Consider the following 13,850-nt stretch of genomic DNA (forward strand, 5'->3'; position numbering starts at 1 on the left):
CGTCAGCATCCTATCATGTTTTACCTGGAGACGTCAGTTACTGACTCTAAAGTCGGTAAAATACGCTGTTTTTAATTCAAGCCTGGCGCGCCAGAATGGCGGCTGCTTCTTCGATGGATTGGTGCGTGCGCGCGGCCATGGCCTCGCCCAGCATCACCAGCACGGGACCGTGCGCATCGCCGAGGCCATGCGCCAGTGCGCTCAGGGGCAGGCGCACGATGCGCTGCCCTGGACGGCTGCAGTTTTCGATCACCACCACGGGAGTTGCGGCAGGGCGGCCCTGCGCCAGCAGGCGCCGGGCCGTGACGATGGCTTCGCGTCCGCCCATGTATTGCACCAGGGTGTCGCAGTCGGGAATGGCCGTCTGGTCCGGCTCGCCCGGTGCCGTGCTCGAGGTAAAGAAGGCCACGCTGCGGGCCACGCCGCGCTTGGTCAGCGGCTGTTGCGTGGCTGCCGCCGCCGCCAGCGCCGTGGTAATGCCGGGCACCACTTCCACCGCGATGCCGGCTTCTTCCAGCGCGCGCAATTCCTCGTCGGCGCGGCCAAACAGCATGGGGTCGCCGCCCTTCAGGCGCACCACGATGGCGTGCTTGCGCGCGTGGTCGACCAGTTGCTTGTTAATAAAAGCTTGCGCCGTCGACAACTGGCCGCAACGCTTGCCGACCAGAATCTTTTGCGCCTGCGGGCACAGCTCCAGCATCTCGTCGGTGACGAGCGCGTCGTGCAGCACGACGTCCGCTTGCGCCAGCAGGCGCGCGCCGCGCAAGGTCATCAGGTCTTGCGCGCCGGGGCCGGCGCCCACCAGGTAAACCTTGCCGGGGAGAGATGGGGAGCTGTGCATATGGCTGCCTTTCCTGGTCGATGCGCGCTTACAGCCGGACCATGCCGGCGGCGACGGTTTGGTGGGTGACTTCATCGATCAGGATGAACGCGCCCGTGGCGCGGATGTCGGCGTAAGAGTCGGCCGCCAGCGGCTGCTGCACGGTCAGGCTGATGCGGGCGATATCGTTCAATTTCAAGCCGTCGGCCGGATGGCGCTGTTGGGTATTGATATCGAGCAAGGTATCGATGGCCGTCACTTTTGCCGCCGTCTGTTTCGTGCCATGCTTGATCCAGTACTTGCGGCGCAGGTCCAGCGCGTCTTCCGACAGCCAGCACACGTCGGCCACCACCTGTTTCAGCAGGGTGGCAGGGCGATCGACGCTGGCCAGCAGGTCGCCGCGCGAGATATCGAGGTACTCATTGAGCAGCAGGGTCACGGACTGGCCCACCACGGCCGTCGGCAGCGAGCCGTCCAGCGTGACGATATCCTTGACGGTGGCCGTCTGGCCCGACGGCTGCACCACCAGCGTGTCGCCGATGCTGACCTTGCCCGCCTCGATGCGGCCCATGTAGCCGCGGAAGTCGTTCGCCTCATGGCCATTGTGGCGCGCCACCAGTTGCACGGGGAAGCGGAATGGCGCGCCGTGCGATTCATCGTAGACGGACAGCGATTCGAGCAGCTCGATCAGCGTCGGCCCCGTGTACCAGCCCAGCTTCTCGCCCCGCTCGACGACGTTGTCGCCGGTCAAGGCTGACAGCGGGATCGGCGTGATGTCCTTCAAGCCCAGCGACTGGGCGAATTCGCGGTAGGCGGCCACGATGCGGTTGTACACCGTTTCGTCGTAGTCGACGAGGTCCATCTTGTTGACGGCGACGACCACGTGCTCGATCTGCAGCAAATGGGCGATGGTGGAGTGGCGCTTGGTCTGGATCAACAGTTCCACGCTGCCATCGTCGCCCAGTTTGACTTTCGACACGTCGATCAGGATGATGACGGCGTCGGCGGTGGATGCCCCCGTGACCATGTTGCGCGTGTATTGCTCGTGGCCGGGCGTATCGGCGATGATGAACTTGCGCTTCGGCGTGGCGAAGTAACGGTAGGCCACGTCGATGGTGATGCCTTGCTCGCGCTCCGCTTCCAGGCCGTCCGTCAGCAGCGACAGGTCGACCGTGTCGCCCACCGTGCGCTTGTGCTTGGAGCGCGACATGGCGTCGAGCTGGTCGGCAAAGATGCCCTTGCTGTCGAACAGCAAGCGGCCGATCAGGGTGCTCTTGCCGTCATCGACGGAACCGGCCGTGATGAAGCGCAACATGCCGCGTTCGACGCTGTTGCTGAGAGTGGTGTTCTGGATTGCTGCGTTCATTAGAAATACCCTGCTTTCTTGCGTTTTTCCATCGAGGCTTCGGAAGTCTGGTCATCCATGCGGGTGGCGCCCCGTTCCGTGATTTGCGTGATTGCCGTCTCGGCGATGATGGCGTCCACCGTGGCCGCGTCAGACGAGACGGGGCAGGTGCACGAGATGTCGCCCACGGTACGGAAGCGCACGACTTGCGTTTCCACCGTTTCGCCTTCGCGCGGCGGCGTCAGGTCCGTCAGCGGCACCAGGAGCCCATTGCGCGGGATCACCTGGCGCTCGTGCGCGAAGTAGATCGGCGGCAATTCCAGCTGCTCGCGGGCGATGTATTGCCATACGTCCAGTTCGGTCCAGTTCGAGATGGGGAAGACGCGCATGTTCTCGCCCGGGTGCACGCGCGTGTTATACAGGTCCCACAGCTCGGGGCGCTGGGCTTTCGGGTCCCAGGCGCCGAATTCGTCGCGGAACGAAAAGATGCGTTCCTTGGCGCGGGCCTTTTCCTCGTCGCGGCGGGCGCCGCCGATGCAGGCGTCAAAGCCATGTTCGGCGATGGTTTCCAGCAAGGTCACGGCTTGCGCCGCGTTGCGCGAGTCCGTGGCCGGGTTGCGCAGGCGCACGGTACCGCGCTTGATCGAGTCTTCGACGGAGCCGACGATCAGGCGTTCGCCCAGTTGCGCCACCTTCTTGTCGCGGAAGGTGATGACTTCCGGGAAATTGTGGCCCGTGTCGATATGCACGAGGGGAAAGGGGAACTTGCCTGGGCGGAAGGCTTTCTCGGCCAAACGCAGCAGGACGACGGAATCCTTGCCGCCGGAGAACAGCAGGGCGGGATTGGCCGACTCGGCCGCCACTTCGCGCATGATGTGGATGGCTTCCGACTCAAGGCTGTCGAGGTGGCGCTGGTTCAAAATATTGCTCATATTGGATGCTTTCTTGTTCTGCTGCGTCTGTTATGTCTGTTCAGGCTGCCACGGATTTGATGCGTATCAACTTGCCGTCCACCATGTGCAGGCCGCATTCCTTGGAATCCGGGTTTTCCCACCACCAGCGTCCGGCGCGCACATCTTCGCCCGGCTCGATGGCCCGCGTGCATGGTTCGCAGCCGATCGACGGGTAGCCCTGGTCGTGCAGCGCATTGTAGGGTACGTCGTTGGCGCGGATGTAGGCCCACACGTCTTCTTCCGACCAGTCGGCCAGCGGATTGAATTTCGTCATGGCGTGCGCCGCGTCGTCTTCCTGCACATGCAGTTCGGCGCGCGTCGTGGATTGGGCGCGGCGTTGTCCCGTGACCCAGGCCTTGTTGCCGGCCAGGGCGCGGCCCAGCGGCTCGACCTTGCGGATGCGGCAGCATTCGCGGCGCATCTCGACGCTGTTATAAAAGGCGTTGAGACCGTTCTGCTCGACGTAGGCGGCCACCGCTTCCGCTTGCGGCCGGTACAGGGCGATGTCGTGGCCGTAATGGGCCTTGACCTTGTCGAGCACGGCCAGGGTTTCCTGGTGCAGCCGGCCTGTTTCCAGGGAAAAGATGCCGATGGGCAGCTTTGCCTTGAGAATCATGTCGGTCAGCACCATGTCTTCGGCTGCCAGGCTAGAAGCGAACACGGCCGGCGAAAAGTCCGCGGCGATGCGTGTCAGCGTTTGCTCGGTGGCGTCAATTAAAGAAGTCAGATCGCTCATGGGTTTACCTTCTGCCTTTGCCTCAGATGCCGGCCGCGTTGTCGAGGTCGGGATTCTGGCCTTCGCGGTGGTGGCGGCGGAACAGCGGCGACTTCTGGTCCCACGACGCCTGGTAGGTTTCCGAGAACACGGACAGGCCTTTCAGCGCCTCATGGATGCTGCGGTCGGGGCGCGTCGCATACGCGTCGAAGCCGACGCGGTGCATGGAAAACAGCTGGTCGCGCAAGACGTCGCCGATGGCGCGCAATTCGCCCTGGAAACCGAGGCGGGCGCGCAGGTTGAAGGCGATGGAATAGCCGCGGCCATCCGTGAACTTCGGAAAGTCCACGCCGATGACGGGCAGTTGCGCCACGTCGGCCGCCAGCTCTTCCGGCCGTTCGTCGCTGGCCAGCCAGACGCCGATGTCGGGCAGGCGAGCCAGCAGGGTTTCGCGCTGGGCTTGCCACACGGGCAGCGGCACGATGACCTTGCCCGCAGGAACGGTCACCATTTCCGGCGTTTCGCCTTCATCGAGGCGCAGCAGGCCCCAGCTATTTGGCACCACGGCGGCGTTCTTGATGATTTCTTCGCGTACTTCAAACATATTCGTCTTCTCCCACCAGGTTGCCGACGGTGATCGGCGTTGCATATACGTGTTCCTTGAACGGCGCCAGGCCCAGGCGCTGGGCCGTATCGACGAAACGCTCGCCTTCGTGGCGGTCGCGCACGTAGACGTGCAGCAGGCGGCCGATGACTTCAGGCATCTGCAGGGAAGAGAACGAGGGGCCGATGATCTTGCCGATGGCGGCATGGTTGCCCTGGGCGCCGCCGATCGACACTTGATACCATTCGCTGCCATCCTTGTCGACGCCGAGGATGCCGATGCTGCCCACGTGATGGTGACCGCAGGCATTGATGCAGCCGGAAATGTTCAGCTCGATCTCGCCGATGTCGTGCTGGAAGTCGATGCTGTCGAAGCGTTCCGCGATGGCGGCCGCGATCGGCAAGGACTTGGCGTTGGCCAGCGAGCAGAAATCGCCGCCCGGGCAGCAGATCATGTCGGTCAGCAAGCCGATGTTCGGCGTGGCCAGGCCGTGCGCCTTGGCTTCCTGCCACAGCTTGAACAGTTTCGACTGCTCCACGTCGGCCAGCACCAGGTTTTGTTCATGCGTGACGCGCAGTTCGCCAAAGCTGTAGCGGTCGGAGAGATCCGCCACGAAGTCGATCTGCTCGGCCGTCGCGTCGCCCGGCGGCACGCCCGTCTTCTTCAGCGACAGCACCACGGCCACATAGCCGGGGCGCTGGTGCGGCTTGACGTTGCGCGCCAGCCAGTTCACATAGGCCTTGTTGTCCGCGTGTTCAAGCTTGTAGTCGAGTTCCGGCAGGGCCAGGTAGGCGGGCGGATTGAAAAAGTCCGCCACGCGCTGCATTTCCTCGGTCGTCAGGGTTTCCGGACCATCTTTCAAGTCGACCCACTCTGCTTCCACCTGGCGCGTGAATTCTTCCACGCCGATGGCTTTCAGCAAAATCTTGATGCGCGCCTTGTATTTGTTGTCGCGGCGGCCGTGCAAGTTGTACACGCGCATGATTGCTTGTATATATGTGAGCAAGTGCTGCCATGGCAGGAATTCGCGCACCACGCTGCCGAGGATGGGCGTGCGGCCCATGCCGCCGCCGGCCATCACCTTGAAGCCCACTTCGCCGGCGGCGTTGCGCACGGCCGTCAAGCCGATGTCGTGCACGGCGATGGCGGCGCGATCTTCCACGGCGCCATTGATGGCGACCTTGAATTTACGCGGCAGGGCGATGAATTCCGGGTGGAAGGTGCTCCACTGGCGCAGCACTTCCGCGTACGGGCGCGGGTCGATGATTTCATCGGCGGCAACGCCGGCGTAGGGATCCGATGTTGTATTTCGGATACAGTTGCCCGAGGTCTGGATCGCGTGCATTTCCACGGATGCCAGGTCCGTCAGGATATCGGGTGTCTGCTCCAGCTCGATCCAGTTGAACTGGATGTTCTGGCGCGTGGTGAAGTGGCCATAGCCGCGGTCGTACTTGCGCGCGATGTGCGCGAACATGCGCATCTGCTTCGACGACAGCAAGCCGTACGGCACGGCGATGCGCAGCATGTAGGCGTGGCGTTGCATGTACAGGCCGTTTTGCAGGCGCAGCGGAATGAATTCCTCTTCCGTCAGTTCATTGGCGATACGGCGCGCAACCTGGTCTCGGTACTGGGCGATGCGTTCTTTGATGATGAGGTGGTCGTACTGATCGTAATGGTACATATCAATTCCTAAAAAAGCCGGGGTGCTGGAAGATTGCCTGGGATTATGTTCTTGATACTGTGTTTGTCACTTAATAGATTAGCTTTACTGCCACACCGGTCAAGGTCATCGCCAGCAGGACGCGTAAAAACTTTTCCGGCACCGAGCGGGCCACCCAGGAGCCGAGCGTGATGCCGGGCAGGGAGCCGACCAGCAGCGAGGCCAGCAATTCCCAGTGGATGGAGCCGAGCCACCAGTGGCCGAGCGCGGCGATGGCCGTCAGCGGCACGGCGTAGGCGATGTCGGTGCCCGCCACTTCGGCCGAGCTCATGCGTGGATACAGCATCACCAGCAGGGTGGCGCCGATGGCGCCGGCGCCGATCGACGACACCGTCACCAGCACGCCCAGCACGGCGCCGGAAAAAATGGTCGCGGCGGCAAGCTTGTTGCCTTGTAATTGTTTCTCCGGATGGGCATTGATCCAGGCCAGCATGCGGCTCTTGAAGATGAGCGCCACCACGGTCAGCAGCACGGAGCCGGCGATGGAGTAACGGATGATCTGGCCGATTTCCGGCGACAGGGTGCCGAACGACTTCAGCGCCAGGGTCGAGACGACGGCGGCGGGCAGGGCGCCGATGCACAGGCGCTTGACGATATCCCAGCGGATGGTGCCGCGCAGACGGTGCGTCAGCGTGCCGGCGCTCTTGGTGATCGAGGCGAAGGCCAGGTCGGTGCCGACGGCCACGGACGGCGGCACGCCAAACAGCAGGGTTAACAGGGGGGTCATCAATGAACCGCCGCCCACGCCGGTCATTCCTACGAGCAATCCAACGGCAAATCCTGAGACTATATAAGACAAAGTCATACGTGTACCCCCAAAGTACCCGCAATAGTAATAAACTTAGTGTTTATTCCAAACTACTTAGTACGCATTTGCTTATATGCGATATGCGTATATGCATGAGCGCAAAATCATGGGTGGGGCGGAAACCGGCATATCACGGCAATCTAGGGCAAACCAGCAATGAACCTCCATCAACTGCGCTTCGTGCGCGAAGCGGTCCGGCAGAACTACAACTTGACGGACGCCGCCAAAGCCTTGTTCACGTCGCAACCGGGCGTGTCGAAAGCCATCATCGAGCTGGAAGAAGAACTGGGCGTGGATATTTTTACGCGCCATGGCAAGCGCATCCGCGGCTTGACGGAACCGGGCCGCCTGGTGCTGGAGTCGGTCGAGCTGATCATGCAGGAAATCGACAGCATGAAACGCATCGGCAAGGAATTCGCGGCGCAGGACAGCGGCAGCTTCACCATCGCCACCACGCATACGCAGGCGCGTTACACCCTGCCCAAGGTGGTGCAGGCATTCATGCTGAAATTCCCTAAGGTAAGATTGTCGTTGCTGCAAGGTAATCCGCGCCAGATCGCCGAGATGGTGCAGCGCGACCAGGCCGACCTCGCCATCGCCACCGAATCGATCGCCGCCATCGATGGCCTGATCACCTTGCCATGCTATCAATGGGAGCACGTGGTGGTGGTGCCGGTCGACCATCCGCTGCTGAAATCGAAGTCCGTGACCCTCGAGGAAATCGCCGCTTTTCCCTTGATTACCTATGACAGCGCGTTTGCCGGACGCAATAAAATCGACCACGCTTTCGTGCTGCGCGGCTTGAAGCCGGACATCTTGCTCGAAGCCATAGACGCCGACGTGATCAAGACTTATGTCGAATTGGGCATGGGGATTGGTATCATAGCGGGTATGGCCTTCGATGCCGAGCGCGACAAAGGCTTGCGCGCCATCCCTGTCGGGCACCTGTTCGGCATGAATGTGTCGCGCGTGGCCGTCAAGCAGGGCGCATATTTGCGCAGCTATATTTATACCTTTATCGAGTTGCTGACGCCGACCCTGAACCGCAAGCTCATAGAGCAGGCGATGAGCGGTGATAAAGAGCACTACGAACTATAACCATGCAGGACACGGGCGGGCGATGTGCCTGGCCCGGATTATTTAGAAGAGAAGAAACACATGATTACCGATCAGCTTGCCAAATATTACGCCACTATCGCGCAGCAGTACGAGCGCGTCTATGACAAGCCCGAACGCCAGGAAGACCTGGAAGTGTTGCGCGACAAGGTCGCCGACGTGCTGGAAGGCCACACCGTGCTGGAACTGGCCTGCGGCACCGGTTACTGGACGGAAGTGGTCGCCGAGTCGGCCGAGTCCGTGCTGGCTACCGATATCAACGATGAAATGCTGGCGCTGGCGCAGGCCCGCGGCTTGCCGGACAACGTCACGTTCGCCAAGCTCGACGCGTTCAACTTGCCTGACGACCTGTCGGGCAAATTCACCGCCGTGTTCGCCGGTTTCTGGTGGTCGCACGTCAAGCGCGAAGACCAGGATAAATACCTGAAGCAACTGCGCAGCAAGCTGGGCAAGGATATCCTGCTGGTGCTGATCGACAATTCCTATGTCGATGGCAGCAGCACCGTGATCGCGCGTACCGACCTGGAAGGCAATACCCACCAGTTCCGCACGACGGACGCGGGCGAGCGCTATGAAGTGCTGAAGAATTTTCCATCGGATAGCCACCTGCGCAAGAAGTTTGCCCATTCGGCCCGCGAAATCCGCATGAAGCGCCTGGAATACTATTGGCTGCTGAGCTGCCGCCTGAAATAAGGCGTGCCGCACGACCAACCGCCTGCGGGCGGTTTTTTTTCGCCTGTCGTTTTTATCTGACAAGATAATGTGCCAAAAAACAACATCTTGTCGATGTCATATTGTTGAAGTATTTGATGGGCATGATTCGGTTCAGCAGCTAAGCAGCACATCTTGTCCAACCTAATGTAGAGAATCCCAAGTGAAAAAAATTACTCTGGCAGCATTGATCATCGGCACCTTCGCAGCAGCTACGGCGCAAGCACAATCGAACGTCACCGTGTATGGCGTGGTCGACCTCGGTATTGCCAAGACCACCGGCGGTGCGCTGCTGGAACGTGAGAACCAGGCTTCGCGCGTGGGCTTCAAAGGTACGGAAGATCTGGGCAATGGCTTGAAAGCCATTTTCAACCTGGAAAGCGAATTCAAGGCCGATACGGGTGCACAAGCCACCGCCAACACCCTGTTCGATCGCCAGGCATGGGTCGGCCTGACCGGCGACTTCGGTACCGTCTACCTGGGCCGCACCAAGGACTTGATCGACGGCACCCTGGCCCGCGTTGACCCATTCAATACCTATGGCGTCATCGGCAAGATCAACGAACCAGTCATGCGCGGCGGCCAGTCGCCAAACGGCGCTCAAGCCGTGCCGAGCGCATCGGTGGTCGGCGTGTCGCGCGTCAGCAATGCCGTGACCTACAACAGCCCATCGTTCAGCGGCTTCATCGTCAGCGGCCAATACGTCGCCAGCGAAATCAAGGATGCCGATTCGGGTTTCAGCGTGGTTGCCACGTATGACCAGGGTCCAGCCAGCGCCCATGCCGGCTACCAGAAGAAGGTGCAGTCCGTTGCCAACGCAGCTGCTGAGCCAAAACTGTGGATCGTCGGCGGCGGCTACAAGTTTGGCCCGGCCAAAGTGACCTTTGACTACTCGAAGGCTGACACCGACGTGGCTGCCACGGGCGAATTCAAGAGCTACCTGCTGGGCTTGGCTTACGACATCGGTGGCGGTGCCATCAAGGTCAGCTACGTGAAACAGAAGCAAGACAGCAACACGGCAAATGGCAAGGAAACGGCCAAGGCCTTCGGTCTGGGCTACGACTACCCGCTGTCGAAGCGCACTGCCGTGTACGTCTACGGTGGCCGCGATCAGTTCAGCGAAAAATCGATGTACCAGCTGGGCATGACCCACAAGTTCTGATACAGACTGTTTTCCGTCATGCAAGGCGCCTGCGGGCGCCTTTTTTATTGCAGTGCGGGTTCCGCCGCGCCTGCATGCATGGGCAGCGAGATTTCGATGCGTGTACCGCCCAGTTCGCTGTCGGCGCCGATATGGATGCTGCCATTCAAGCCCCATACCCGTTCGCGCATGCCCAGCAGGCCCAGGGCCGTGGCCTTTTCCAGGTCGTGCTCGGCAATGCCGCGGCCGTCATCTTGAATGGTGATGGCCAGCGAGGAATCGATGCGGTGCAGGGCGATGGTGATATGGCTCGCTTCGGCATGGCGCGCGATGTTGGTCAGCGCTTCCTGCACGATGCGGTAGATGGCCGTGCTGCGCGCGTCGTCGAGCACGAGGTCGGCCTCGTCGGCCAGCAGTTCGAAATGAATGGCGCGGCGCTGCAGGAAGTCGTGGCGCAGTTTTTGCAGCGCGAAATACAGTCCCCCTTCATCGAGCGCGCGCGGACGCAGATTGCTGGCGATGCGCCGCAGCGAGGTGATGGCCGTGACCAGCAAGCCATCCATGCCATGCAGCAGCACCTGCAATGGCACGGTCGTGTCCCCATGCTGGCGCACGAGGGTCAGGTCGACGCGCAAGGTGGCCAGCAACTGGCCCAGGTCGTCATGCAGTTCGCGCGCAATATGCTTGCGCTCTTCCTCGCGGATGGTTTGCAGTGCGCTCGACAACTCACGCAGTTGCGAAAAGGAGCGGGCCAGTTGTTCATGCACGATTTTGCGTGCGCTGATGTCGCGCACGATGATGGTAAAGACGCTATGGCCATCTTCCTGCATGCTGGAGAGCGAGCCTTCGAGCGGGAACATGGCGCCATCGGTGCGCCGGCCCGTCAGTGTGTAGTCGGTGGCGCGCCGGCCCGTCAGGCGCAATTCCTGGCCGATGTCCTCAAACGGTGGCTCGCCATCTTCATTGCACAGGCTGCGCAAGTCGCGCAGGATGTAATGGCCCAGGCGCATGCCGCGCATGCCGGCCGGCGTGTGGCCGAACAAACGGGCCGCGGCCGCGTTTGCACGCAGGATGATTTGCCGGCTATCGATGCTGATGATGGCATCGCTGGCGCTGTCGATGATGGCCTGGCCACGCGCCTGGCGCTGCCTGCTCGCCTTCACGGCAGGCAGCAGACATAGCAGGAGCGCCGTCGCCATGCCCAGGGGCAGGATGCGCAGCAGTCCGGAGTTGCCTCGGTCGGGCATGGGTATCTCCTTGCGAAGGCAGGCAAGACAGGGATGGCGGACAGGACTTTATGTAGCCTATGCCTGCTGGCGTGGCGTGGCTTGATGTGGCGCAGGAAGGGGGAAGGAAGAAATCAATACGCCGCGCCGGGCAGGCCGGGCGGCGATAGGGCATTACATTTGCTTGAACAGGTGCAAAAAGCTGCGGCTTACTTCGAGCTTGTCGGACTTGCCTTTGATCAGCACCAGGTGGCGGCCGCGAATATCGCGCGTCACGCCTTCGATGGCATTCACATTGACCAGCGTGGCGCGGTGGATTTGCCAGAACAGCGAAGGGTCGAGCTCTTCGGCCAGATCGCGCACGGGCTTGCGGATCAGCGCCTCGTACTTGGCCGTTTGCACGCACGTGTATTTCTCGTCGGAACGGAAGAACAGGATTTCTTCCACGGGAATCATGCGCAAGTCCTGGCCGATGCTGGCCTGTATCCATTGCAGGTACGTGGGCTTGGCGGTAATTTTTTCCGCCAGTTGCGACAGCATGGCCGTGACGCTGCTGTTGACGTCCAGCGCCGGCTTGTTCAAGTGGGTTTTTAGGCGCTCCACCGTCACCAGCAGGCGCTCATGTTCGGGTGGTTTCAGCACGTAATCGACGGCACCCCGCTCGAAGGCCTCGACAGCGTGCGTATCGTAGGCCGTTACGAAGACGATGTGGCTCTTGCCGCCGATTACCTGTGCCGCCTCCATGCCGGTCTTGCCTGGCATGCGGATATCGAGGAAGGCAAAGTCCGGCTTGAGCTGTTCGACCAGTTCGATCGCCTCGTCGCCATTCTTGGCTTCGCCGATGATTTCCAGTTCGGGCCAGGCCTGGCCCAGGCGCAAGCGCAGTTGGTCGCGCATCAGTCTTTCGTCGTCGGCAATAATAGCGGTAGGCATAAGGATTCAAGTGTGAACTGGCGAAGATTGATTATTCAATGATTTAGCGTTTTTATCAACTACCTTATTTGGACAGTTGATACGGCACTTCGATCACGGCGCACACGCCGGACGGTTGATTTGGCGTAATGGTCAGGCTGCCCTGGTCGCCATGCAGCAGTTTCAAGCGTTCGCGTATGGTGGGCAAGCCCAGGCCCGTGCCATCGCTGGGCACCACGCCAAAGCCGAGGCCGTCATCGGTGACCGTCACGCGCAGCTTGCTGTGCGCCACTTCGGCCACGATGCGCAGGGTGCCGCCTTCCGGCTTGACTTCCAGGCCGTGCTTGATGGCGTTCTCGACCATCGATTGCAGCATCATCGGCGGGAAGGCGGCGCTGCGCAGGCCGTCGGGAATCTGGAAATCGACGGTCAAACGCTCTTCCATGCGCATCTTGAGCAGGTTCAGGTAGGCTTGCACCATGTCCGCTTCGCGGCCCAGGTTGGTAATCAGGGCGTTGTCGCGCATTTGCGGCAGGACGGCGCGCAGGTACTGGATCAGGCTGCGCTGCATCTTGGCGGCGCGCGGCGGGTCGGTCTGGATCAGGTGCTCGACGGAGGCCAGGGTGTTGAACAGGAAATGCGGCTCGACTTGCGCCTGCATCATCTGCATCTTCGCTTCGCTGAGCTGGCGCTGCATCGATTCGCGCTCGGCCGCCTCATTGGCCGTGACCGTCTCCGCTTCAGCGCGTTTCTTGCCGCCCACCAGGGCTTTCATGGCGAACAGGGCCAGGACCAGCAAGGACACAAAGCTCTTGAACCAGGTGGACGCCTGCTGGTGGTAACGCGAGACCTTTTGTTCTGCCGCATCATCGACGGCTTCTTCGATGGCATTCGACAGCTCTTCACCAATTTGCGGTGGCAATTCAATATGGACTTCTTCCCCCGAAGCATTGGTCGTGACTGGATAGCTGGGCTTGGCGGGAGTGGCCGGTGGTTCAGGCGGCTCCGGCGGCACGGTGTTTGCGTGCTCGTCCGCTTCGGCGGCATCGGCTGGATCGGTGGCGGCGTCCGCCGTGCTGCGCCGGTTCTTGCTATTGCGCGGATTGAAATGGATGCCGGTATCGTCGATCAGGATATTCGTCTCACCCGAACCTTTGTTCGCCCGCTTGTGCGACTTGATGACGACCTCTTCATTGGGGCTGGAAGAGAACAGCTCATCTTGCAAAATCGAGCCGGCGATCAGGGCCAGCGCCGCAAACAGAAAGAATTTCCACCAAGACAGTTGCGTGACCCACGTCGTGGTCGCGTCGAATCCTCGTTGCAACCAGGCGAGAATGGTTTTCAACAATTGAGGCAGGTTGGAAATCGGGAGCATGTGGACGCTTTCAAAGTACAAGAGTTAATCGACGCAGCGAACAAGTTTAACCTGTTGTTGAGCCGCGTCAGAGTCTGATGTTGCCACTGTGCCTAAAGTCGGGGCGTCGCGCCAGTTCATTGCGACAGGCTGCGAAAAAACGCACTTGAAGTGAAAACCGGGCTGGCTGGACGGCGCTCGCCCAGAGCGAAGGCGAGATTGTCGATAGTGAGAAAATAGCCCTTGCAGGGCAGGCGGGGCTTGGCTGTAATTCGCCCCCTCGCTGAACGACGCATGCAAATGCCGAGTGAAGTGGAGAAAAAAGAAGGTTGACGAAATGCTGCAAACGCTTCATACTCTTCCTTCTTCGCAGCTGACAAACACAACGCTTTGTCGATAGCGCGAAAGCAGTAACCGAATACAGT

Annotated in this window: 14 protein-coding genes; 3 read left to right on the top strand and 11 right to left on the bottom strand. The window is 60.9% G+C overall.

Features of this window, described 5'->3' with window-relative positions; all coding sequences use genetic code 11:
• Positions 1 to 76: 76 nt before the first annotated feature.
• From cobA to AC1RDJ_RS13220, 7 genes are all read right to left on the bottom strand, one after another.
• Entirely contained in the window at positions 77 to 841 is a 765-nt protein-coding gene (cobA, locus tag AC1RDJ_RS13190) for a uroporphyrinogen-III C-methyltransferase (protein ID WP_493027656.1), read from the bottom strand.
• Between the two features lie 28 nt (positions 842 to 869).
• The gene (locus AC1RDJ_RS13195; RefSeq protein WP_493027657.1) at positions 870 to 2,186 is read right to left on the bottom strand and encodes a sulfate adenylyltransferase subunit 1; all 1,317 of its coding nucleotides are present in this window, start codon (positions 2,184 to 2,186) and stop codon (positions 870 to 872) included.
• Positions 2,186 to 3,097, bottom strand: coding sequence for a sulfate adenylyltransferase subunit CysD (cysD, locus tag AC1RDJ_RS13200; RefSeq protein ID WP_071324787.1), 912 nt, complete (start codon positions 3,095 to 3,097; stop codon positions 2,186 to 2,188). The genes AC1RDJ_RS13195 and cysD overlap by 1 nt, the downstream gene beginning before the upstream one ends.
• A gap of 40 nt (positions 3,098 to 3,137) precedes the next feature.
• Complete coding sequence (locus tag AC1RDJ_RS13205) at positions 3,138 to 3,854, bottom strand: phosphoadenylyl-sulfate reductase (RefSeq protein ID WP_071324786.1); 717 nt, start codon at positions 3,852 to 3,854, stop codon at positions 3,138 to 3,140.
• A gap of 22 nt (positions 3,855 to 3,876) precedes the next feature.
• Entirely contained in the window at positions 3,877 to 4,437 is a 561-nt protein-coding gene (locus tag AC1RDJ_RS13210) for a DUF934 domain-containing protein (RefSeq protein WP_493027658.1), read from the bottom strand.
• Positions 4,430 to 6,118, bottom strand: coding sequence for a nitrite/sulfite reductase (locus tag AC1RDJ_RS13215; RefSeq protein ID WP_071324784.1), 1,689 nt, complete (start codon positions 6,116 to 6,118; stop codon positions 4,430 to 4,432). The genes AC1RDJ_RS13210 and AC1RDJ_RS13215 overlap by 8 nt, the downstream gene beginning before the upstream one ends.
• Positions 6,119 to 6,188: 70 nt before the next feature.
• Positions 6,189 to 6,962 (bottom strand): sulfite exporter TauE/SafE family protein, encoded by a 774-nt coding sequence (locus AC1RDJ_RS13220; protein WP_071324783.1) that lies wholly within the window; start codon positions 6,960 to 6,962, stop codon positions 6,189 to 6,191.
• A gap of 159 nt (positions 6,963 to 7,121) precedes the next feature.
• Between AC1RDJ_RS13220 and AC1RDJ_RS13225 the strand changes: the two genes are divergently transcribed.
• The 3 genes from AC1RDJ_RS13225 to AC1RDJ_RS13235 all read left to right on the top strand — a co-directional run bounded on the left by AC1RDJ_RS13225 (position 7,122) and on the right by AC1RDJ_RS13235 (position 9,954).
• Positions 7,122 to 8,063 carry a CysB family HTH-type transcriptional regulator gene (locus AC1RDJ_RS13225; protein WP_034751505.1) on the top strand — a complete coding sequence of 314 codons (942 nt, stop codon included), beginning with the start codon at positions 7,122 to 7,124 and terminating at the stop codon, positions 8,061 to 8,063.
• A 60-nt stretch (positions 8,064 to 8,123) separates the two neighbouring features.
• The gene (locus AC1RDJ_RS13230; RefSeq protein WP_071324782.1) at positions 8,124 to 8,774 is read left to right on the top strand and encodes a class I SAM-dependent methyltransferase; all 651 of its coding nucleotides are present in this window, start codon (positions 8,124 to 8,126) and stop codon (positions 8,772 to 8,774) included.
• 181 nt (positions 8,775 to 8,955) lie between these two features.
• Entirely contained in the window at positions 8,956 to 9,954 is a 999-nt protein-coding gene (locus AC1RDJ_RS13235; RefSeq protein ID WP_071324781.1) for a porin, read from the top strand.
• 44 nt (positions 9,955 to 9,998) lie between these two features.
• Here the strand turns inward: AC1RDJ_RS13235 and AC1RDJ_RS13240 are convergent, their stop codons facing one another.
• The 4 genes from AC1RDJ_RS13240 to AC1RDJ_RS13255 form a co-directional block, all read right to left on the bottom strand.
• Positions 9,999 to 11,180: a PAS domain-containing sensor histidine kinase gene (locus tag AC1RDJ_RS13240; protein WP_071324780.1), complete on the bottom strand. Its 1,182-nt coding sequence runs from the start codon at positions 11,178 to 11,180 to the stop codon at positions 9,999 to 10,001.
• Between the two features lie 153 nt (positions 11,181 to 11,333).
• Positions 11,334 to 12,092 carry a LytR/AlgR family response regulator transcription factor gene (locus tag AC1RDJ_RS13245; RefSeq protein WP_071324779.1) on the bottom strand — a complete coding sequence of 253 codons (759 nt, stop codon included), beginning with the start codon at positions 12,090 to 12,092 and terminating at the stop codon, positions 11,334 to 11,336.
• 64 nt (positions 12,093 to 12,156) lie between these two features.
• Positions 12,157 to 13,446, bottom strand: a complete 1,290-nt coding sequence (locus tag AC1RDJ_RS13250; protein WP_071324778.1) for a sensor histidine kinase — start codon at positions 13,444 to 13,446, stop codon at positions 12,157 to 12,159.
• A gap of 116 nt (positions 13,447 to 13,562) precedes the next feature.
• A partial coding sequence (locus AC1RDJ_RS13255; protein WP_493027660.1) for a hypothetical protein occupies positions 13,563 to 13,850 on the bottom strand: 288 nt, incomplete at its 5' end.

This window comes from Janthinobacterium sp. GW822-FHT07H10 (assembly GCF_058798675.1).

Excerpts from the sequence above, each read along its gene's own strand:
- cobA (WP_493027656.1), bottom strand. The coding sequence starts at position 841 with ATGCACAGCTCCCCATCTCTCCCCGGCAAGGTTTACCTGGTGGGCGCC.
- AC1RDJ_RS13195 (WP_493027657.1), bottom strand. The coding sequence starts at position 2,186 with ATGAACGCAGCAATCCAGAACACCACTCTCAGCAACAGCGTCGAACGC.
- cysD (WP_071324787.1), bottom strand. The coding sequence starts at position 3,097 with ATGAGCAATATTTTGAACCAGCGCCACCTCGACAGCCTTGAGTCGGAA.
- AC1RDJ_RS13205 (WP_071324786.1), bottom strand. The coding sequence starts at position 3,854 with ATGAGCGATCTGACTTCTTTAATTGACGCCACCGAGCAAACGCTGACA.
- AC1RDJ_RS13210 (WP_493027658.1), bottom strand. The coding sequence starts at position 4,437 with ATGTTTGAAGTACGCGAAGAAATCATCAAGAACGCCGCCGTGGTGCCA.
- AC1RDJ_RS13215 (WP_071324784.1), bottom strand. The coding sequence starts at position 6,118 with ATGTACCATTACGATCAGTACGACCACCTCATCATCAAAGAACGCATC.
- AC1RDJ_RS13220 (WP_071324783.1), bottom strand. The coding sequence starts at position 6,962 with ATGACTTTGTCTTATATAGTCTCAGGATTTGCCGTTGGATTGCTCGTA.
- AC1RDJ_RS13225 (WP_034751505.1), top strand. The coding sequence starts at position 7,122 with ATGAACCTCCATCAACTGCGCTTCGTGCGCGAAGCGGTCCGGCAGAAC.
- AC1RDJ_RS13230 (WP_071324782.1), top strand. The coding sequence starts at position 8,124 with ATGATTACCGATCAGCTTGCCAAATATTACGCCACTATCGCGCAGCAG.
- AC1RDJ_RS13240 (WP_071324780.1), bottom strand. The coding sequence starts at position 11,180 with ATGCCCGACCGAGGCAACTCCGGACTGCTGCGCATCCTGCCCCTGGGC.
- AC1RDJ_RS13245 (WP_071324779.1), bottom strand. The coding sequence starts at position 12,092 with ATGCCTACCGCTATTATTGCCGACGACGAAAGACTGATGCGCGACCAA.
- AC1RDJ_RS13250 (WP_071324778.1), bottom strand. The coding sequence starts at position 13,446 with ATGCTCCCGATTTCCAACCTGCCTCAATTGTTGAAAACCATTCTCGCC.